This window comes from Kineococcus sp. NPDC059986 (genome assembly GCF_040702905.1).
Taxonomy (GTDB): domain Bacteria; phylum Actinomycetota; class Actinomycetes; order Actinomycetales; family Kineococcaceae; genus Kineococcus.
The window spans coordinates 113501-131641 of the sequence record NZ_JBFBND010000012.1; the positions used below are offsets into that span (position 1 = coordinate 113501).

Here is an 18141-nt window from a genome sequence, read left to right on the forward strand (position 1 = left end):
CCACCCCAGGAACCGGCTGTGGGTCAGCCCAGCGAGGCCGCCCAATCCCGCACCCGGCGGGCGCTCTCCTCCTCCGAGAGGTCGACCGTCCGGGTCATCACCGACCACCGCACGCCGAAGGGGTCGCGGACGCTCGCGAACCGGTCCCCGGAGACGAAGTCGGTCAGCGGTTCGCGCACGGTCGCCCCCGCCGCCTCGGCCCGCGCCACGACGGCGTCCGCGTCGGCGCAGTACAGGCCCAGGGAGACGCAGTCGTCCTCCCCCGCCGGACCGGGCACGAGGTGGTACTCGGGGTTCGGTTCCCCGACCTGCAGGTGGCCGTTGCCGAAGTCGAGGTCGGCGTGGACGACGACGCCACCCACCTCGGTGACGTCGACGACGCGCGCCCCGAACACGTCCCGGTAGAAGGCGACCGCCTCCGCCGCGCGGGGCACCGCCAGGAAGGGGGTGAGGCTCGTCAGGCCGTGCGGGACGCCGTTCGTCGTGTGCTCTCCAGTGGTCATGCGCCCAGCCTGGTGCCCCGGTGTGCGCGACCGCTTGGACGTTCGCGCCACGATGGGGGCGTGAGCCTCCCGCCGCACCCCACCCGTGGCGTCCTGCACCCGGCCCGGTTGCCGACGTTCACGCGCGTGCCGGCGCCCGCCGAGGCGGCGGACCTCGTGCGCTGGTTCTGGATCCCGGAGTGGCACGTCGACGCGGGCCGCGTCTCGCGCCAGCACGTCGTCGGCTACCCCGGCTGCAACCTCGTCGTCGACTCCCGGGAGGGCGGCTTCACGGGGTTCGCGGGCCCGACGACGCGCGCCTCCCACCAGGACCTGCGGGGCCGGGGCTGGGCCGTCGGTGCCCTCCTGCAGCCCGCGGCCGTCCCCGCCTTCACCCCGGACCCGGCGGCCGAGCGCGACCGGTACCGGCGGCTCGAGGAACCCGACCTCGTGAGGGAGGTCACCGCCGCGATGACCTCGACGGCGCCCGACCGGCACGAGCGCGCCGTCGCCGTCCTGGCGCGGTTCGTGCTCGAGCGCGTCGGGACGGTCGGGGCGGACGCGCTGACGGCCAACGCGTTCGTGGCCCTCGTCGAGGCGGACCCGGGCCTGGTGCGGGTCGAGGACGTCGCGGCCCGGCTGGCGCGCTCGCCCCGCACCCTGCAACGGCTGGCCCGGCGCTACGTCGGGTTGGCCCCCGCCGCGGTCGTGCGCCGGCGACGGCTGCAGGAGGCCGCCGAGCGGGTCCGGACCGATCCCGGCGCGGACCTCGCGACCATCGCGGCCGACCTCGGCTACGCCGACCACGGCCACCTCACCCGCGAGTTCCGGCGGGTCCTGGGCACCGCCCCCAGCGCGTACCGCCGGGAGGCGGGTCGCCCGGAGGTGGGCCGTCACTCCTGAGCGCGGAAGAACCCGTCGACGACGTCGAGCACGGCGCCCGCGGTCCCGGGGCGGGCCGTCCACGGTTCCACCGGGGAGAGCACCCCGAGGTCCACGAGGCGGCGCAGGACCTCCTGCGTCGCGGGCAGTTCGCCCTCCTCCCCGCTCTCCTCCAGGTACCCGCGGACCTCGCCCGTCGTCATGGGCTGCAGCACCGCGCTGGTGACGACGGACAGGGCCGCGACGATCGCGGCGGGCGACGGGCAGGCCGCCAGGACCCCCGTCACGAGCGAGGCCAGGAAGAACGTGCCGACCTGGTAGCGACGTTCGGGGTCGGCGGCGTCCGGGACGGCGGTGCGCCCGTCCTGCACGACGAGCACCTCGTCGGCGACCAGGTCCAGCAGCAGCGCGACCGGGTCCACCTCGGGCACGTCGACCAGCCGGGAGCGCAGCGCCTCCACCGCGGGACCGTCGGTGAGCTCGGACCCGGCGAGGTCGACGCCCGCGGCCAGCTCGTCGACCGCGGCGAGGAAGGCGGCCACGACGGCGAGCGCCTGCAGGTCCTCCAGCCGGTCGGCCAGGGGCACCGCTGCCTCGGCGGCGGTGAGGGCGTCGAGCACGCTGCCCTGGCCCGCGACCGCGCCGGCCACCCCGCCGGAGGCGACGTCGAGGCAGTCCGCGAGCGCCTCCGGTTCGCCGGTCCACTGCTCGGACTCGCCCAGGAACATGAGGTACGACGTCCACGCGAGCCGCGTCTCGTCGACGAGTTCCTGTGCGTCGAGGTCGTTGTGCTCGGCGACGGCGGGCACGATCTCGGTGAACAGCTCCGCGAGGTCGCCGGGCTCGAACGAGCGCGCGGCGGCCGGGACGAGGTCGACCTCCAAGCTCAGGACGAGCCAGCCCAGGGACTCCATGAGCCGGGCCTCGAGGTCCTCGACGGGCAGGTCCGTGGGGTCCTGCTCCTCGTCCTGCTCGCGTTCGGCCTCCAGGAACCGCCGGAACGGCACCTGCAGGTCGCCCAGGACGCGACCTCCGGCCCGCAGGGGCGAGAGCTGGTTCCCGGCGGCGGGCTGACGGGCCGGGTGACCCCGGGGCTTCTTCTTCTTCGGCACCGTCCTGAGCGTAGGTCCTGACCGCGGGTCGTGAGCATCCACGGGAGGGCAGGATGGGGTCGTGCGCACGGTGGTGACGGCCCGGTTCCCCGGGCTGGTCCTGCTCGGGCTGCTCACCGCGTGCACGGCGTCCCCCGCGGGTCCCGCACCCCCCTCCGCCGCGCCCGCCGTGCCGTCGAGCCCGCGCGCGGTGACCCTGCCCCCACCGGGGGCCGTCGCCGACTACCAGCTCGGCGGGGCGTACCCGCCCGCCGCCGACGTCCGGGTCGTGGTGCGCGACCGCACGGCCGCGCCCGGCCCGGGGCTCTACTCGGTCTGCTACGTCAACGCGTTCCAGACCCAGCCCGACGAGACCGGCACCTGGCTGCAGGAGCACCCGGACCTGCTGCTGCGTGTCGAGGGGTCCCTCGTGCAGGACCCCGGCTGGCCCGGGGAGTTCCTGCTCGACACCTCGACGCCCACCGCGCGGGCGGGCCTGGCGCAGGTCGTCGGGGCGTGGATCGACGGTTGCGCGGACGCGGGGTTCGCGGCCGTGGAGGCCGACAACCTCGACTCGGCCACCCGCAGCGACGACGCGCTGACGATGGACGACGCCTACGCGTACTCGGCCCTGCTGTCGGCGCGCGCCCACGCGCGAGGCCTGGCGTACGCCCAGAAGAACACCCCGCAGACCTCGTCCGAGCAGGCCCGCACGGCCGGGTTCGACTTCGCGGTGGCCGAGAGCTGCCAGCTCTTCGCGGAGTGCGACGAGTACACCGCCGTCCACGGCGACCACGTCGTCGAGGTCGAGTACGCCGACGACGGCCGCGAACCCTTCGAGGCCGCGTGCGCCGCCCGCGGCGGGACGGTCTCGGTCCTCTACCGGGACCGCGAGCTGCTGCCGCGCGGGGTGCCCGGGTACGAGTTCGACCACTGCTGAGGGGCCGGCGGGGCCGTGCTCTCGCGCAGCACGAACTCGCTCGGGACGGGGAACTCCGGCGCCTGGGGCAGGACGCCGAGGTCGTGCAGGAGCTGGCGGACCGCGCGTCGCCCCACCTCCCGCAGGTCGTGGCGGACGGTGCTGAGCCGGGGCACGGCGACATCGGCGTACTCGACGTCGTCGAAGCCCACGACGCTCACGTCGTCGGGGACGCGGACTCCGGCGTCGGCGCAGGCGCGCACGAAGCCGAGGGCGACCTGGTCGTTGGCGGCCACGACGGCCGTGGCGGTGCGGTCGGTGCGCAGGAGTTCGCGACCGGCGAGCACCCCGGAGGCCGAGCTCCAGTCCGTGACCAACGGCTCGACGACGTCCAGCCCGTGCTCGGTGCAGAACGTGCTCCACAGCTCCCGCCGCCGCCAGGCCGTCGCGCTGTCCGGGGGGCCGGCGAGGTGCCGCAGCTGCCGGTGCCCGAGGTCGAACAGGTGGCCCATCGCGGCGAGCAGGCCGGGGGCGGGATCGCTGTCGGCGGCCGGCAGCTCCGTGGCGCCGTCCCCGTCCATGACGACGACGGGCAGCCCAGGCACGAGCGAGCGGGCGGGCAGGGCCCGCATGAGCTCGGTCTCGACCCCGAGGACGACGGCGTCGACCCCGGCGCCGACGAGGGAGGTGAGCGCCTCGGAGACGGCCCCCAGCGTCGGCGTCCGCAGCGGCGACAGGGCCAGGGACCAGCCGTGCCGCGCCACCTCCTCGGTCATCCCGTCGAGGGCGAGGACCGCCCCGTGCGTCGTGAGCGTGGAGGCGACGACGCCGATGGTCCGGTAGCTGCCGGTGGCCAGGGACACCGCGGCCTGGTTGCGGCGGTACCCCAGGTGCTCGAGGGCCTCCAGGACCCGCGCCCGGGTCGCGGCGTCGACGTGCGGACGGTCGTTGACGACGCGCGAGACGGTCTGGGCCGAGACGCCGGCGCGGCGTGCGACGTCGGCCATGCTCGCCGCTCGGTGGACGCGGTGCGGATTCACGCCCATTCACACCGCCTGACCTGAGAGGGTTTGCCTGTTAGCGCCCACAAAGATAACGTCCGAGGACAGTCTGGCCCGAGCAGGAGCGATTGCGCGATGACCTCGCACGACGAGCACGGACACGGCGCGGTGGGCCTCGACGACCTGGCCACGCGGGCCAAGGTCGAGGGCGTGGTGCGGCTCGTGGTCGACGACACCCCGTTGGTCTGCCTCACGGAGGAGGCGTTCGACCGACTGACGGGTCGTCGTCCCGACGTCCTGGACGAGCAGAACGGCTCTCGCGCAGTGCGTCTCACGCCCCGCGAGGAGCAGGCGCTGCGCCTGGTGGGGACGGGGCTGACCGCAGCGGAGACGGCGGCGGTCCTCGGCGTGGCGGTCAACACGGTCAGCCAGCACCTCGTGGGGGCCCGGCGCAAGTACGGCGTCACCAGCACGCGCGCGGCGGTGGAGCACGCTCGACGCGACGGATTGCTGTGATTTCGGCAGCCGTCCGCGGAAAGCCTGGGAAATGCCTTTCCGTGATCTTGGCGGCGTCCTCTAGACAGAGGTGTTCTAGACACGACCGCAGACTACTGGTGGGGCAGCGGCACCACGGGGCCCAGGGTCTGGGGGCCGACCGTGATCACGTCCGCTCAGACGAGCCGGCGCTCCGAGTGGGTGAGCCGGGCCAGCAGGACGGTCGACACCACGTCCCGCGAGGCGATCCCGCGGCGGACCCGGTGACCGCCCTCGGTCACCACGACCTCCGGCGACACCACACCGATCTCCTGCAGCGCACGCGCCGCCTCCCGCGGCAGCACCTGCCCCGGTCGAAGACCGGCCAGCTCGGCCCGCGTCCCGTCCGGTAGCGCCTGCCACCACCGCACCACCGCCGGGTCCGGTTCCCGCCGCACGTACCCGGTGCCACCCCAGGCACCCGCCTCCTCGTGGTCGACCTGCCCGTGCCTGTCGTCCTGCTGTCTCTCCGCGTGCTGTGTCACCCCGGCAGCGTGCTGGACGGGACCCGATCCCGCACCCCGACCCGTTCGGCCGATCACGCGGGACCGGTCGGGTGCCGACGACGGGACGAGAGCCCACCCGCCCCCGGAAGGAGCGTCGCATGCTGTCCGTGCTCATCGTGCTGCGCACGCTCGCCGTCGCCGCGGCCCTCGTGCTGCTCGTGCGTCGCATGCGCCGCGAGACGACGGCGCGCGCCACCTGGCGCCACTACGTCGCGGCCTTCGCGCTGCTGACCGGGGCCAGCTCCCTCGAGACCGTCGTCGTGGTCGCCGGCAGCAGCGTCGGCAGCAGCGGGTTGTGGCTCGCGCTGCCGCTGCGGCTGGCCAGCACGGTGGCGAGCTTCCACCTCTACCGGGGTGTCGCCCTCTGGATGCAGCTGCGGGAGAAGTCGCGGCCCGCCGGTCGCGTCGACTGGCTCGTGGGCGTGAGCTGCATCCTCGGTCTCACCGGCGTCGTCAACGTCGTGGTCGCGGTCCCGGACGGGACGGCAGGCCTGGCCGAGCAGCTCCGCTGGCTGCACGTCTGCTCCTTCGGGGTGGTGCTCGGGGCGCTCGTCGTCGCCGCCTGGCGCCTGCCGCGCCAGGTCCGCGGGCGGGCGCGCGGGGTCGCGCTGGCCGTCCTCCTCGTGCTGACCACCCAGCTCCTGTACGTCTTCCTCGGCCCGCGCACCGCCGTCGTGGTGGCCGCGTGGGTCTCCTGGATGGTGCTCGCGGCGGCGTACGGCGCGCTGTCGCTGTTCCACCCCAAGCAGATCGTCCGCGAGCACCCCTCCGCCGTCGCCGTGCCCGTGGCGAGCTCCGTCGGGCTCGTGCTGGGCCTGGCCGCCGTCGCCGGCGCCGGCCTGCACGTGGCCCCGACCCACTGGGCGCTCGCCTTCGGCACCCTCGCCATCGCCGGGTCCTCGGTCCGCCTCGTGCGGCTGGTCCGCGACCTCGCCGACCACGACCGCGCCCTGCGCCAGGCCGGCACCGACGACCTCACCGGCCTGGCCAACCGCCGCGAGTTCCTGCGCCGCCTCGGCCTGCAGTCGCGGACCGGGGCCGGGTTCGGCGTGCTGCTGCTGGACCTCGACCGCTTCAAGGAGGTCAACGACCAGCACGGTCACGCCGTCGGTGACGAGCTGCTCGCCGCCACGGCCGTGCGGCTGGAGCAGGTGCTGCCGCCCGGTGCGGTCCTGGCGCGCCTGGGCGGGGACGAGTTCGCCGCCATCCTGCCGGGCTGCGGCACGGACGACGTCGTCCGCACCGCCGGCGCCATGCTCGCCGCGATCGAGGTCGGGGCCAGCGTCGGCGTCGCGACCTCCACCGGCGCGGACCCCCTGTCGGGGACCGAGCTGCTGCGACGCGCCGACGCCGCCATGTACGCGGCCAAGGCCGCCGGCCAGGGCGTGGCCGTCCACGACGACGCCGCCGACCGGGCCTGGCGCCAGCGGCTCGCGCTGTCCGACGACCTGCACGCCGCGCTCGGGCCCGACGCCCCCGCCGAGGCCGCCGGTCAGTTCGAGGTGCACTACCAGCCGCAGCTGTCGGCGGCCGGCGTCGTCGTGGGCTGCGAGGCCCTCGTCCGCTGGCAGCACCCGCGCCTGGGGCTGCTCGCGCCGGGTGCGTTCCTCGACGTCCTCGAGGAACGCCGGCTCATGCCCGCGCTCACGGCCCTCGTCGCCCGCCGCGCCACCGAGGACCTCATGCAGTGGCGCCGCGACGGCCACGACCTGCGCCTGTCCTTCAACCTCTCCAGCACGCACCTGTCCGACCCCGGACTGCTGCCGCTGCTCGACGAGCTCGTCGCCGGCGGCGCGGACCCGGCCCACGTCGTCGTGGAGGTCACCGAGACCTCGCTCATGAACGACCCCGAACGGGCGCTCGTGACGTGCCAGGACATCACCGCGCGGGGCTTCTCCCTCAGCATCGACGACTTCGGGACGGGCTACTCCTCCCTGGCCTACCTGGCGAACCTGCCCGCCGACGAGCTGAAGATCGACCGCACGTTCACCTCCCGGGCGCTCGCCGACGAGCGCATCGCCGCCATCGTCGCGGGGACCGTCGAGCTGGCCCACCACCTCGGGCTGCGCGTCGTCGCCGAGGGTGTCGAGGACCCGGCGACGCTGGACCTGCTGCGCGAGCTGGGTTGCGACGAGTCGCAGGGGTACCTGCACTCCCGCCCGGTGCCGGCGGCGGAGTTCCTCCGGTGGCTGCAGGCGCACCAGCGGGTGCCCGCCGCCGCCGTCTGAGGAGAGGATGTCGAGCACGGGATGTCGAGGACTCGCTGCCGGCTCCGACCCAGGGTGCGCGACGGCCACCAGGGCCGCCGGGAGCTCGACGGAGGAGACGGACGATGGCCAAGCACCTGTTGCTCAAGCACTACCGGGGCGCGCCGACGGCGGTGAACGACGTGCCGATGGACCGTTGGACCCCCGAGGAGGTCACCGCGCACCTGCAGTACATGGAGGAGTTCGCCGACCGCCTCCGGGCGAGCGGCGAGTACGTCGACGGGCAGGCCCTCTCCCCCGGCGGTGCGTGGGTCCGCTACGACGGTGAGGGCCGGCCGCCGGTCACCGACGGGCCCTTCGCCGAGACCAAGGACCTCGTCGCGGGGTGGATGGTGGTCGACGTCGACAGCTGGGACCGGGCCGTGGAACTGGCCGGCGAGCTGTCCGCCGCTCCGGGGGCCGGCGGGCGCCCGATCCACGAGTGGCTGGAGGTCCGCCCCTTCCTCACCGCCGCGCCGACCGTCACGGAGTGAGCCGGTGGACGAGGACCTGCTGCGGCGGCTCGTCCCCGAGGTGCTGACGGTCCTCGTCCGCCGCGGCGCCGCGTTCGGCGAGGCCGAGGACGCCGTCCAGGAAGGGCTGCTCGACGCCCTGCGGTCGTGGCCGCAGGACCCGCCGCGGGACCCGAAGGCCTGGCTCGTGACGGTGTCGTGGCGCCGCCTCGTCGACGCCACCCGGGCGGAGGGTGCCCGACGGCGGCGGGAGGTTCGCCGGGAGGCCGAACCCGTCCCCGGGCCGACCTCCGGCACCGACGACACGTTGCGGTTGTACTTCCTGTGCGCCCACCCGGCGCTCACCCCGTCCTCGGCCGTCGCGCTGACCCTGCGGGCGGTGGGCGGTCTGACGACGCGGCAGATCGCGCAGGCCTACCTGGTGCCCGAGGCCACCGTGGCGCAACGCATCAGCCGCGCCCAGCGGACGGTCGCCCGCGCCGGACTGGGCGAGAGCGGGGACGTCGCGACCGTGCTGCGGGTGCTCTACCTCGTCTTCAACGAGGGGTACTCCGGCGACGTCGACCTCGCGGCGGAGGCGATCCGGTTGACGCGGCAGCTCGCGGCCGTCGTCGCCCACCCCGAGGTCGCGGGACTGCTGGCGTTGCAGCTCCTGCACCACGCCCGGCGCCCCGCGCGCACGGACGCCGCCGGCGCGCTGGTCCCGCTGGCCCGCCAGGACCGCGGGCGGTGGGACACCACGCTCGTCGCCGAAGGGGTCGCCGTCCTGCAGGAGGCCCTGGCCCGCGACCGGCTGGGACCGTTCCAGGCGCAGGCCGCGATCGCGGCGCTGCACGCCGACGCCCGGCGGCCCGAGGAGACCGACTGGGTGCAGATCGTGGAGTGGTACGACGAACTCCGGCGTCTGGACGACTCCCCCGTCGTCCGGCTCAACCGGGCCGTCGCCGTCGGGGAGACCGACGGCGGGGCGGCGGGACTCGCAGCGCTCGTCGGTCTGGAGGACTCCCTCCCCCGCTTCCACGCCGTCGCCGCGCACCTGCACGAGAAGTGCGGCGACACCGCGACCGCCGCCCACCTCTACGCCGAGGCGGCGCGGCGGGCGACGAACGCGCAGGAACGGGACCACCTCGTCCGGCAGGCGGCGCGGTTGAACTCCGCACGGGACTGAGCAGGGTTCAGGCACTCTCCCGCAGGTCGTTCCGCTCGGCGCCACCCTGAGGACGTCACGGCGTGGGCATACCCCCGTTGACGTTGAGCACCTCACCGACGACGTAGCTCGACTCCGGCGAGGAGAGGAACACGTACGCGGGTGCGAGCTCGGCCGGCTGACCGGCACGCCCCAGCGGGGTCGAGGTCCCGAACTCCGGCATCGCGTCGTCGGGCTGGCCGCCGGCGACCTGCAGCGGCGTCCAGACCGGACCCGGGGCCACCACGTTGACCCGGATGCCCTTCGGGGCGAGCTGCTGGGCCAGTGCCTGGGACATCGTGGTGATCGCGGCCTTCGTCGTGGCGTAGTCCACGAGGTTCGGCGAGGGCTGGTACCCCTGGATCGACGACGTCGTGACGATCGTCGACCCGGCGGGCAGGTGCGGAACGGCCTCCTGGACGAGCCAGAAGAGCGAGTGGACGTTGGTGCGCATCGTCTCGTCGAACTGCGCGGACGTGATGTCGGCGACGTCCTCCGCGTGCTGCTGCTTGCCCGCCACGACGGCGAGGGCGTCGAGGCCACCGAGCTCGCGGACGGCGGTCGCGACGAGCCCGCGGGTGTACTGCTCGTCGGTGAGGTCCCCCGGGGCCAGGACGGCCTTGCGGCCCGCGGCCTCGACGAGGTCGGCCACCTCACGGGCGTCGGACTCCTCGGCGGGCAGGTACGAGAGGACGACGTCGGCGCCCTCACGGGCGAAGGCGATGGCGGCCGCGCGGCCGATCCCGGAGTCGGCGCCGGTGACGAGGGCCTTGCGGCCGGACAGCCGACCGGTGCCGCGGTAGGTGGATTCACCGTGGTCGGGGCGGGGCGAGAGTTCGGAGGCCAGACCGGGCCCGTCCTGCGGCTGCGGTGCGAAACCCCCCTGGTGGTGGAGGGTCACGGGGTTGGCGAAGGTGTACTGGTCGGTCACGAAACTCACCGTAGGCAGCGTCTGCGGGGACCGCTCGCGGGAGGTGGCGCGAGGTCACCCGCGACGGAACGACCGTCGACCGCGGGGAACGGATCGAACGAGGAGTTCTCGCCCCGGGAAACGGCACGCGCCCGCGGGTGCGGGACGCCTCCTGGACCCGCAGGCTGGCGGCCATGGACCAGCAGGACGTCGAGAAGCGCTTCGGCGAGGCCGTGAACATGACGGCGAAGGAACTGGAGGACTGGCTCGAGACCGAGGAGTCGCAGTCCGTCGGTGTGGGGGACGGCGAGTCCGTGGGCCACCGGTCGGGTCGTCGGATCGTCGAGATCCTCCGGACGGGGAAGGCCGACCTCGGCGACGACGACCACGAGCACATGCAGAAGGTCGTGGGCTACGTGGCCCGCCACGTGGAGCAACGACCGAAGGGTGACGTCACCGACACGAAGTGGCGCTACTCCCTCATGAACTGGGGCCACGACCCCCGAGAAGGGCTGACCGCCGCCCCGCGGACCGCGCGGTCCACCCCGACCGCCGGCCGCCCACTGCGGGGTGGGCGGCCGGCGGGCGGCGTCCGCGTCAGGTCCTGATCAGGCGGGGTCCCGCCCGCCGTCGGTGGGTTCGGCGTCCCCGGCGTCCTCGGCCTCCTCGGCGAAGCCGGTGTCGTTGCCGTAGCCGTCGAGGGCCGGGGACTCCGCCGCCTCTTCGCTGCCGGGGTTCTCCTGGCCGGGGTTCTCGGGGATGTTCTCGCTCATGTCCCCGACGGTAGGGGTGCTCCCCTCCCGCCGCCCGGCGGGTTCGGCGGACCCGCGGTCGGAGGACTTCCGGTTGCCGGGCCCGTTGACCGGTGGTGGAGTGAGAACGTCGGGTGCAGCAGCGATCGCCCAGGCAGTCCGAGAGGAACGCTTGGAGGCACCCACCTGTGCTAGCAACACGTCACGCCCTCGTCGAGGCGAACCTCGGCCTGGCTCGCGGGCTCGCCGCCCGGTACCGCCACCGCGGGATACCCACCGAAGACCTCGAACAGGTCGCCTACCTCGGACTGGTCAAAGCCGCCGACCGGTTCCGCGAGGACGAGGGTCACGAGTTCGGCGCCTACGCGACCCCCACCATCACCGGGGAGATCCGTCGCCACTTCCGCGACCACGGGTGGGCCGTGCGCCCACCCCGACGCCTGCAGGAACTGCGCACGCGTTTCGTCCACGAGGACACGACGGGTCTGACCGACACCCAGGTCGCCGAGAAGCTCGGGGCGACCCTGGCCGAACTCCGTGAGGTCCACCGCGCCACGAACGCGTACTCCGCGCTCTCACTGGACGTACCCCGCCACGACGTCGCGGGGGAGGCCGACGCGACCGTCACCGTCGACGACCTCGTGTCCCTGAGGGGCGCCGTGGCCGGGCTCGACGAGCGGGAACGACGGATCCTCGCGCTGCGCTTCTACGACGAGGCCACGCAGTCGGAGATCGCGGCGGACCTCGGCATCAGCCAGATGCAGGTCTCCCGACTCCTGACCTCGATCCTCGGCCGACTGCGGGGACACCTCGGGGTTCACGTCCCGGTGCGCGAGGTCACCACGCCCGTCCGCCGGCGCAACGCGCCCGACGGGGCCCCGGCGTGGTCGCGGATCCCGTCGAGCAGTTCGACGAGGACGTCCCGGGCCGCGTGAACCGGACGCCACCCGAGTTCCTCCCGCGCCCGGGTGGTGTCCATGACGGGAACCCCGAAACCCAGGTCCACCCAGCCGGGCTGGACGGGGTGCAGTCGCGCCCGGTACGTGGCCGCGGCCGCGGCCCGGACGAGCCGGCGCGACACCGGGACGTGGCGCGGGGAACTCAACGCCAGCGCGAGGTCCCGCGCCCGGAGCACGGGTTCGTCGGCGACGTTGAACGCGCCGCCGGGAACCCGTTCGAGGATGCGGGCCAGGGCGTCCGCGAGGTCGTCGGCGTGCACCACCTGGAACCGGAGCCGTTCGGGCAGGGGCAGCACGGGCAACGGGACGCGACGCAGCAACCGGGTCGGGACGAAGGGCCCGAGGAAGTAGCGGGCGATCTCGCTGCCCGCGTCGCGCTGGAACACCAGCGCCGGGCGGACGCGGGTCACGACGAGTTCCGGGTGGTCCCGTTCGACGTCGTCCAGGTGCGCCTCCACGACGGCCTTCTCGCGCGAGTACTGCGAAGAGGAGATGCCGTCCGTCGGCCAGGACTCGTCGACGCGCGCGTCGTCCGTGGGGTGCGTCGCGTACGCCCCGACCGACGACAGGTGGACGAGGTGCGGGACCCCGGCGGTGAGCGTGGCTCGCACGACGTTCTCGCTGCCCGTGAGGTTCACGCGCGCCATCTCCCGCGGGTCCCGGGCGGGCTGGATGAGCCAGGCGGTGTGCACGACGGCGTCGACACCGGGGAGGGCGTCGACGAGGCGCGGCACGGCGTCGGGGGCGGCGACGTCCTGCCGGACCCAGTGCACATCGGCCCAGGGACCGACGGGTTCCGGCAGGCGACGGCAGATCCCGACGACGTCGTGCCCGGCGGCCCGCAGCCGGCGCACCAACGCGGTCCCGACGTTCCCCGTCGCACCCGTCACGGCGACCCTCATGGGCGAACTCCTCTCGTCCGGTTTCCCTGGACGACTACCCCGCGGCGTGTCCCGGAAACCTCGCGGTTCCACCGCGCGCTCGACGGAGGTGGGGCGTAGCACGGGACCATGCCCCTGATGAGTTCCCTCTTCGACGCACCGTCGCGCTGGACGGCCCTCGACCCGCTCGCCGCGCGAGCCAAGGACACCGCCGACCGCCTCCTGCCCGGTGGGGCCGTGCGGGGTCTCCTGCACGGACGGCCGGCCGGTCACCCGGCGCACCCGGCGCTGGCGATGGTCCCCGTCGGGACCTCCGTCTCGGCGCTGCTCCTGGACGTCGCCTCGCTCCTGCCCGGCGGCCGCGTCCTCGACGTCCCCGCGCGCGGGCTCGCGGCCGTGAGCGTGGCCACCGTCGCCCCGACCGCCCTCGCGGGCTGGGCGGACTACGTCGACCTGCACCCCGACCAGCAGCGCACCGCCATCGTCCACGCCGCCGGGAACGCCGTTGCGGCCACGCTGTGGTCGGCGTCGTTGCTGGCGCGACGGCACGCGCGACTGCTGCGCACGGCCGGCACCCTCGTCGCCGGTGCCGCCGGTGCCCTCGGCGGTCACCTCGCCTACCGGTGGGCCGCGGGCCCGAACCACGCCGAGCACCTCGTCCACCTCGCCGGGGACGGCCGGGAGTTCACCGACATCGGGTCCCTCGCCGACCTGCCGCAGGACCGGCCGGTGCAGCGCTGGATCGGCGACGCCCCGCTGTGCGTGCTGCGCCGCGGCGACGAGGTGCTGGCCCTGACGGACACGTGCACCCACCTCGGAGCAGCCCTGCACGAGGGCGAGGTGTCCGGGACGGGTGGGGCCACCACCATCACCTGCCCGTGGCACGCGAGCCGGTTCCGGTTCGCCGACGGGGACGTCCTCGACGGCCCCGCCACCGCCCCGCAGCCGACGGTCGCCACCCGCGTCGCGGACGGCCGGGTCCAGGCCCGCGTCGTCGGTCCGCCGCTGTGAGGGGTTTGCCGGCCGCGCGACGGGGCAGGGGACCGCTGTGAGAGCGCTGACGTGGCAGGGGAAGCGGTCGGTGCGCGTCGAGGACGTGCCCGACCCCGAGGTCGTCGAACCCACCGACGCGGTCGTGCGGATCACGTCGACCGCCATCTGCGGGTCCGACCTGCACCTCTACGAGGTGCTGGCTCCGTACCTGGCCCGCGGTGACGTCCTCGGGCACGAACCCATGGGGATCGTGGAGGCCGTCGGCCCGGAGGTGACGAACCTCGCGGTCGGCGACCGCGTCGTGGTGCCCTTCACGATCTCCTGCGGCCACTGCTGGATGTGCCGTCGGGGTCTGACGACCCAGTGCGAGACCACCCAGGTGCGCGAGAAGGGCAGCGGCGCGGCGCTGTACGGCTACACGTCCCTCTACGGGTCCGTCCCCGGCGGGCAGGCGCAGTACCTGCGCGTGCGGCACGCGGACTTCAACCCGGTCAAGGTCGGGAACGACCTGCCCGACGACCGGTACCTGTTCCTCTCCGACGTCCTGCCGACCGCGTGGCAGGGCGTGCGGTACGCCGACGTCCCCGAGGGCGGCACCCTCGCCGTCCTCGGGCTGGGGCCCGTCGGGCAGTTCGCGGCTCGGATCGGCCGGCACCTCGGCTACGACGTCGTCGCCGTCGACCCCGTCCCCGAACGTCGGGCGATGGCGCAGCGGCACGGCGTCACGGCCATCGACCTCACCGACGACGCGGGCGCCGACGTCCCCGCGCAGCTGCGCGACCGCACCGACGGCCGTGGACCGGACGCCGTCCTGGACGCCGTGGGCATGGAGGCCCACGGCGGGGCCGAGGGCGCGATCGCGAAGGCCGCGCAAACCGCCGTGGGGCTGCTCCCGGACCGGTTGGCGCAGAGGGTGATGGAGACCGGTGGGATCGACCGGTTGTGGGCCGTGCGGACCGCCGTGGACGCCGTCCGTCGTGGGGGCACGATCTCCCTGTCCGGCGTCTACGGCGGCGAGGCGGACCCGATGCCGATGATGACCATGTTCGACAAGCAGTTGCAGTTGCGGATGGGCCAGTGCAACGTCAAGGCGTGGATCGACGACCTCCTGCCGCTCGTGGAGGACCCGGCCGACCCGCTCGGCGTGACGGACCTGACGACGCACCGCGTGCCCCTGGAGGACGCGCCCGAGGCGTACGCGATGTTCCAGGAGAAGCGGGACGGCTGCATCAAGGTCGTGCTCGAACCCTGACGTTCCTCGCCATCCGTCCCCGGGTGGGCCTGGCGGCGCGCACCGCGCTCGCCGCCACGCTCGCCTGGGTCATCGCCCTCGCCCTGCCGGGGTCGATCCCGGACACCTATCCGTACTTCGCCCCCCTGGGAGCCGTGGTCGGGTCGTACTCGACCGTGCGCAGTTCCGTGCGGAACTCCGCCCGGGCGGTCGCCGCGATCCTCTGCGGGGCCCTGCTGTCCCTGGTCGCGGCCGAAGTCCTCGGCCGCGACCTGCTCGTCGTCCCGGTCGTGGTTTTCTGCGCGACCCTCCTGGCCGGCTGGCGGTTCTTCGCCGACCAGGGCAGCTGGGTGCTCACCGTCGGGTTGTTCGTCCTCGTGGTCGGGGTGCAGCACCCCGTCCAGTACGCCCTCGGGTACACGACGCTCACCCTGCTCGGCGGGTGCGTCGCGGTCGCGGTGAACACCGCGCTTCCCTCGCTGCCGCTGGCTCAGTCCCGACGTGCCGTGCACACGCTGTCGACGACCCTGGCCGACCAGCTCGACGACCTCGCGGAAGGGCTGCGCCGGGACGACCCGCCGGGACCGCGGGAGTGGGCCGACCGCCTGCGCTCCGTCGCCCCCGTGCGCGAGTCGTTGCGGCGCAGCCGGGAGGAGACCGAGGAGTCGCTGGCGGGGAACGTCCGGGCCCGCCGGCACGTCGAGGACGTGCGTCGTCAGCACGTCACGGGGGTGTCCCTGGAGAACCTCGCCGGGCGGGTGGAGGAACTCACGGAACTGCTCGTCGAGGCCCTGACCCCGCGCGAGGACGAGGTCGCCCTCCCCCGCTCCCTGCGGGGTCCCACGAGCGAGGTCCTCACCGCGCTCGCGCGGGTCGTGCGGGAGGACGGGGACCGGTCCGCCCTCCGCGAGGAGTTGCAACGCCTGTCCGCGGCGGAGGCGGCGGCGCAGTTCCCGGGCGACCGCGACCGGCAGACGGCGGGTGCGGTGGTGACGGCGCTGCGCCGCTGCCTCGGCGCGCTGGCCGAGCACACCCCCGACGGGAGCCAGGACGAGGAGGCGGTCGTCCCGACGCCGTGGGTCCGCCCGGACCCCGACCTGCCGGTCGCCCCCCGTTTGCGCCTGCGGGCCCCGGGTAGGTGGCGGGCACGACGCCCTCGACGGCGAACCCGCGACTGAGAGAGGTACCCCGTGTACAGGCACACCCGCGAACTGCAGTTCACCGCCCGACCGGAGAAGCCGGACGCCCTCTTCGCCGCGAAGTTCCAGGAGATCCTCGGCGGCCAGTTCGGTGAGATGACCGTCATGATGCAGTACCTGTTCCAGGGGTGGAACTGCCGCGTCCCCGGCAAGTACAAGGACATGATCATGGACATCGGGACGGAGGAGATCTCGCACGTCGAGATGCTCACCGTCATGTTGGCCCGCCTCCTCGAGGGCGCCCCCGGTGAGGCCACGGACAAGGCCGCCGCGGCGAACCCCGCCCTCGCGGCCGTGCTGGGAGGGCAGAACGTCCAGCACGCCATCGTCTCGGGTGGCGGGGCACGCCCCACCGACTCCCTCGGGAACCCGTGGAACGCCGGTTACATCGTGGCGAGCGGCAACCTGCTGAGCGACTTCCGCTCCAACGTCGCCGCCGAGGCCCAGAGCCGGCTCATGACGAGCCGCATCGCCGGCATGACCGACGACCGCGGCGTCAAGGAGATGCTCGCCTTCAACCTGGCCCGCGACACCTACCACCAGCAGCAATGGCTGCTGGGCATCCAGATGCTCATCGCGGACGGGTTCGTGGAGACGGAGGTCGAACAGTCCAACGGGGAGTGGGAGGACCACGACGCCGCCCACGTGTTCTACACGTCCACCGACGGCAGTCGAGCCGGCGAAGGCCTGTGGGCCACTGGGAGCAGCCTCGTCGACGGTGAGCCGTTCCGGACCGAGGAACTGCGCCCGCTGACCGACGACGACGGCACGCTGCCCGCCCCCGACCCCCTGCAGTTCGTCACCTACGACGGGAACGCCGGGCCGGGGAAGCCTGGCACGGGTGCCGGCGCGCACTTGCAGGGAGCGCAGAACGTCGTGACGAAGGTGAAGGACGCCCTCACGGGCGACGACCACTGACCCTGCCTGTCACGGCCCGACGGTCGTCGCGAGCCAGTCCCGCAGGGCGGCGGCGATCTCCCGCGGGGAGTCGTGGGGCAGGAAGTGGGTTCCCGGCACCACGACTTCCTGCTGGTGCGGCCAGGCCCGGAGCTGCACGAGGACGGCGCCGGTCACGACGGCTCCCGACTCCCCCCGCACCAGCAGCTTCGGGACCCCGCTCGCGGCCATGAACGCCGCCCCGGCCTCCACCGTCCGGTGGACGCGGGCGGGGTGGCCGTCGATGGGGATCTGCCGGGCCCAGGCCAGGACGGCCCGCCGGTCCTCCCCCGACCTCGCGAACGGCGCGCGGTACGCCGCGACCTCCTGCGGGGTCAGCGTGCGGAGCGTGCCCGCCCGCAGGACGACGTCGACGAAGACGTTCCCCTGGAGGGCGAGCCGTTCCCCGTCCGCACTGCGCAGGGGCGCCGAACAGGTCCGGGTCCGGCCCGGTGCCGTCCCGCCAGGAGACCGGGACGAGTCCGGCCTCGAGGTGGGCGATGCCCCGGACCGCGTCGGAGTGGCGTCGCGCCCAGTCCACGGCGAGGACACCGCCCCAGTCGTGCCCGACGAGGACTACGTCCCGGTCCAACCCGAGCGCGCTGAGGCCGGCGTCCAGGAACCGGGCGTGCTCGTGGAAGGAAAAGCGGTCGTCCCCGGTGCCGGAGAGCTTGTCCGACTCCCCATCCCCATGAGATCGAGGGCGACGCAGTCGTGGTCGTCCGCCAGGCCCGCCACGACACCGGACCAGACGCGACGACGTGGGGTTGCCGTGAAGGAACACGACCGGTCGACCGGAACCGGAGCGCCGGTAGGCCATGCGGTGGCCGAGGACGCTGACGTGGGACAGCACCATGCGCACAGTGAGGCCTTGTCAGTAGCGGCGTGAGCAACTACCGCATCCCCGGGGCAGAGGCGTTGGGGCACGTAGGGCCTGGCCGGTCACGATGGTGGCGACCA

At 74.2% G+C, this 18141-nt stretch carries 19 protein-coding genes and 1 pseudogene; 12 read left to right on the top strand and 8 right to left on the bottom strand.

Annotated features, from left to right (window positions below; all coding sequences use genetic code 11):
* Window positions 1-23: 23 nt before the first annotated feature.
* The gene (locus AB0637_RS11555) at window positions 24-503 is read right to left on the bottom strand and encodes a VOC family protein (RefSeq protein ID WP_366172303.1); all 480 of its coding nucleotides are present in this window, start codon (window positions 501-503) and stop codon (window positions 24-26) included.
* 60 nt (window positions 504-563) lie between these two features.
* Here AB0637_RS11555 and AB0637_RS11560 point away from each other — a divergent pair, with 60 nt between their 5' ends.
* Window positions 564-1385, top strand: a complete 822-nt coding sequence (locus AB0637_RS11560) for a helix-turn-helix domain-containing protein (RefSeq protein WP_366172304.1) — start codon at window positions 564-566, stop codon at window positions 1383-1385.
* On the opposite strand, the gene AB0637_RS11565 is transcribed toward AB0637_RS11560, so the two are convergent.
* Window positions 1376-2476, bottom strand: coding sequence for a hypothetical protein (locus AB0637_RS11565; protein ID WP_366172306.1), 1101 nt, complete (start codon window positions 2474-2476; stop codon window positions 1376-1378). The genes AB0637_RS11560 and AB0637_RS11565 overlap by 10 nt on opposite strands.
* Window positions 2477-2537: 61 nt before the next feature.
* Between AB0637_RS11565 and AB0637_RS11570 the strand changes: the two genes are divergently transcribed.
* A complete protein-coding gene (locus AB0637_RS11570) occupies window positions 2538-3395 on the top strand; it encodes an endo alpha-1,4 polygalactosaminidase (protein ID WP_366172307.1) in 858 nt (285 codons plus the stop codon).
* On the opposite strand, the gene AB0637_RS11575 is transcribed toward AB0637_RS11570, so the two are convergent.
* Window positions 3335-4381, bottom strand: a complete 1047-nt coding sequence (locus tag AB0637_RS11575; protein ID WP_366172309.1) for a LacI family DNA-binding transcriptional regulator — start codon at window positions 4379-4381, stop codon at window positions 3335-3337. The genes AB0637_RS11570 and AB0637_RS11575 overlap by 61 nt on opposite strands.
* Before the next feature lie 129 nt (window positions 4382-4510).
* Here AB0637_RS11575 and AB0637_RS11580 point away from each other — a divergent pair, with 129 nt between their 5' ends.
* The gene (locus AB0637_RS11580; protein WP_366172310.1) at window positions 4511-4891 is read left to right on the top strand and encodes a LuxR C-terminal-related transcriptional regulator; all 381 of its coding nucleotides are present in this window, start codon (window positions 4511-4513) and stop codon (window positions 4889-4891) included.
* Window positions 4892-5046: 155 nt separating this feature from the next.
* Here the strand turns inward: AB0637_RS11580 and AB0637_RS11585 are convergent, their stop codons facing one another.
* Complete coding sequence (locus tag AB0637_RS11585) at window positions 5047-5394, bottom strand: hypothetical protein (RefSeq protein ID WP_366172311.1); 348 nt, start codon at window positions 5392-5394, stop codon at window positions 5047-5049.
* Window positions 5395-5513: 119 nt separating this feature from the next.
* On the opposite strand from AB0637_RS11585, the gene AB0637_RS11590 reads away from it, so the two are divergent.
* The 3 genes from AB0637_RS11590 (at window position 5514) to AB0637_RS11600 (ending at window position 9302) form a co-directional block, all read left to right on the top strand.
* Window positions 5514-7643: a bifunctional diguanylate cyclase/phosphodiesterase gene (locus AB0637_RS11590; RefSeq protein WP_366172312.1), complete on the top strand. Its 2130-nt coding sequence runs from the start codon at window positions 5514-5516 to the stop codon at window positions 7641-7643.
* Window positions 7644-7747: 104 nt separating this feature from the next.
* The gene (locus tag AB0637_RS11595; protein ID WP_366172313.1) at window positions 7748-8155 is read left to right on the top strand and encodes a YciI family protein; all 408 of its coding nucleotides are present in this window, start codon (window positions 7748-7750) and stop codon (window positions 8153-8155) included.
* 4 nt (window positions 8156-8159) lie between these two features.
* Window positions 8160-9302, top strand: a complete 1143-nt coding sequence (locus tag AB0637_RS11600) for a DUF6596 domain-containing protein (RefSeq protein ID WP_366172314.1) — start codon at window positions 8160-8162, stop codon at window positions 9300-9302.
* Window positions 9303-9357: 55 nt separating this feature from the next.
* On the opposite strand, the gene AB0637_RS11605 is transcribed toward AB0637_RS11600, so the two are convergent.
* Entirely contained in the window at window positions 9358-10251 is an 894-nt protein-coding gene (locus tag AB0637_RS11605) for an SDR family oxidoreductase (RefSeq protein ID WP_366172326.1), read from the bottom strand.
* Between the two features lie 173 nt (window positions 10252-10424).
* Here AB0637_RS11605 and AB0637_RS11610 point away from each other — a divergent pair.
* A pseudogene (locus tag AB0637_RS11610) lies at window positions 10425-10739 on the top strand (DUF3140 domain-containing protein); the annotation flags it as partial.
* A gap of 99 nt (window positions 10740-10838) precedes the next feature.
* On the opposite strand, the gene AB0637_RS11615 reads toward AB0637_RS11610, so the two are convergent.
* Window positions 10839-11003: a hypothetical protein gene (locus AB0637_RS11615; protein WP_366172315.1), complete on the bottom strand. Its 165-nt coding sequence runs from the start codon at window positions 11001-11003 to the stop codon at window positions 10839-10841.
* 167 nt (window positions 11004-11170) lie between these two features.
* Here AB0637_RS11615 and AB0637_RS11620 point away from each other — a divergent pair, with 167 nt between their 5' ends.
* On the top strand, window positions 11171-11917 hold the full coding sequence (locus AB0637_RS11620) for a sigma-70 family RNA polymerase sigma factor (RefSeq protein WP_366172317.1): 747 nt from the start codon (window positions 11171-11173) through the stop codon (window positions 11915-11917).
* Here AB0637_RS11620 and AB0637_RS11625 read toward each other — a convergent pair.
* The gene (locus AB0637_RS11625) at window positions 11800-12843 is read right to left on the bottom strand and encodes an NAD-dependent epimerase/dehydratase family protein (RefSeq protein ID WP_366172318.1); all 1044 of its coding nucleotides are present in this window, start codon (window positions 12841-12843) and stop codon (window positions 11800-11802) included. The two genes, AB0637_RS11620 and AB0637_RS11625, sit on opposite strands and share 118 nt — an antisense overlap.
* Window positions 12844-12960: 117 nt before the next feature.
* Here AB0637_RS11625 and AB0637_RS11630 point away from each other — a divergent pair, with 117 nt between their 5' ends.
* From AB0637_RS11630 to AB0637_RS11645, 4 genes are read left to right on the top strand one after another with little or no spacing between them, the layout of a single operon-like run.
* Complete coding sequence (locus AB0637_RS11630) at window positions 12961-13833, top strand: Rieske (2Fe-2S) protein (protein ID WP_366172320.1); 873 nt, start codon at window positions 12961-12963, stop codon at window positions 13831-13833.
* Between the two features lie 37 nt (window positions 13834-13870).
* Window positions 13871-15067, top strand: a complete 1197-nt coding sequence (locus AB0637_RS11635; RefSeq protein ID WP_366172321.1) for a zinc-dependent alcohol dehydrogenase — start codon at window positions 13871-13873, stop codon at window positions 15065-15067.
* Window positions 15068-15090: 23 nt separating this feature from the next.
* The gene (locus AB0637_RS11640; RefSeq protein ID WP_366172322.1) at window positions 15091-16224 is read left to right on the top strand and encodes an FUSC family protein; all 1134 of its coding nucleotides are present in this window, start codon (window positions 15091-15093) and stop codon (window positions 16222-16224) included.
* A gap of 12 nt (window positions 16225-16236) precedes the next feature.
* Complete coding sequence (locus AB0637_RS11645; RefSeq protein WP_366172323.1) at window positions 16237-17163, top strand: manganese catalase family protein; 927 nt, start codon at window positions 16237-16239, stop codon at window positions 17161-17163.
* On the opposite strand, the gene AB0637_RS11650 is transcribed toward AB0637_RS11645, so the two are convergent.
* Window positions 17144-18037: an alpha/beta fold hydrolase gene (locus AB0637_RS11650; RefSeq protein WP_366172327.1), complete on the bottom strand. Its 894-nt coding sequence runs from the start codon at window positions 18035-18037 to the stop codon at window positions 17144-17146. The genes AB0637_RS11645 and AB0637_RS11650 overlap by 20 nt on opposite strands.
* Between the last annotated feature and the right edge of the window lie 104 nt (window positions 18038-18141).